The sequence below is a fragment of the Nocardiopsis sp. MG754419 genome (assembly GCF_018207095.1).
GTDB lineage: Bacteria > Actinomycetota > Actinomycetes > Streptosporangiales > Streptosporangiaceae > Nocardiopsis.
Map to the genome: position 1 here is coordinate 1 of NZ_QOCZ01000296.1, position 1,652 is coordinate 1,652.

Annotated in this window: 1 protein-coding gene; it reads left to right on the forward strand. The window is 73.9% G+C overall.

All coding sequences use genetic code 11. The features are described from left to right. Positions 1-155: 155 nt before the first annotated feature. Positions 156-1,403: an amidohydrolase family protein gene (locus tag DSY14_RS27735; protein WP_211719554.1), complete on the forward strand. Its 1,248-nt coding sequence runs from the start codon at positions 156-158 to the stop codon at positions 1,401-1,403. Positions 1,404-1,652: the final 249 nt, after the last annotated feature.

Sequence of the window (1,652 nt, forward strand, 5' to 3'; positions counted from 1 at the left end):
CGCCCTCCGTTCACGCGACCCGGACCTCCCGGGGCGCGCCGCCTCCCAGCGATACCACCCCCGCCCGACGACGAGAGCCAGATGCAACGTATATTGCATTTTGCCGTTGCGGTCGGTTCCGCGGCGGAACGTGCACCCACGCCCTGGAGGTTCCCGTGACCGACCACCCCCGGTCCACCGTCTACACCGACGCCGCCCTGATCGACCCCGAGACCGGCACCCGCACCCCCGGTTCCTGGTTGCTCGTGGAGGACGGTGCCATCGCGGCCCGCGGAACCGGGGCGGCCCCCGCCGGCGTCACCGACCGGGCCGAGACGGTCGACCTGGGCGGGGCCACCCTCATGCCGGGTCTGATCGACGCCCACGTGCACGTGACCGCGCTGAGCGCCGACCTGGGCTCCGTGGCCGACCACTCCGCCTCCTACGTGGCCGCCTTCGCCGCGAACTCGCTGTCCGACATGCTCGGCCGCGGTTTCACCACCGTGCGCGACGTCGGGGGCGCCGACTGGGGGCTCGCCGAGGCCGTGGACGACGGCCTCATCGACGGCCCCCGACTGGTGTTCGGCGGCAAGGCGCTGTCCCAGACCGGCGGCCACGGTGACTTCCGGCCGCGCGGTCGCCACGGCACGGACCCGCACGGATGCTGCCCGGGCGCGGGTCTGGTGTGCGACGGGCCCGTCGAGTTCCGTCGCGCCGCCCGTGAACAGCTCCGTACCGGAGCCCACCACGTCAAGATCATGCTCTCGGGCGGGGTGGCCTCCCCCACCGACCGGATCGACTCCACGCAGTCCTCCGAGGACGAGCTGCGCGCGGTCGTGGAGGAGGCCGAGGCCGCGAACCGCTACGTCACCGGACACGCCTACACCGCGCGTGCGGTCAACCGTGGCCTGCGCCTGGGCGTGCGCTGCATCGAGCACGGCAACCTCATCGACCAGAGCAGCGTCGAGCTGTTCGTCGAGCAGGGCGCCTTCCTGGTCCCGACGCTGGTCACCTACCGCGAGCTCTCCCGCCAGGGGGCGCGCAACGGACTGCCCACCGAGAGTCAGGCCAAGGTGGACACGGTCCTGCACCGCGGGTTGGAGGCTCTGAGGATGGCGCACGAGGGTGGCGTGCGCCTGGTGTTCGGCACGGACCTGCTCGGCGGTATGCAGACCCACCAGAGCGCCGAGTTCGCCATTCGCGGGGAGATCCAGCCCGCCGCCGACGTGGTGCGATCGGCCACCAGCGAGGCGGCGGCGCTGCTGGGCCTGGAAGGTGAGGTCGGCACGCTGCGCACGGGGGCGCGCGCCGACCTCGTGGTCGTCGACGGCGACCCCCTGGCGGACCTGTCCCTGCTGGCCGAGCCCGAGCGGGGTGTGCGCGCGGTGCTGCACGGCGGTGTCGTCCGCCGTGGGCGGCTCTAGACAGGGGGATGTGGCCGGCAGCCCCGGCCGCCGGGGTGTGTCGGCCGCGCCATGGTCACCGGTGACCGCCGTGGCCTCGGAAGGGGCGTCATCGACGCGGGCGTCGGAGCCGCCGGTGCCACGGTCAGAGGGAGCGCGCGGGTCGGGGCAGGGGCCGCGCTCGAAGGAGGGGTCTCGGGGTGTCCGATCCGAGCCCGCGCCACCCCGTCCCGCGGACTCCGGTGTTCGGTGTCGGGCCCTCCCCTGGAG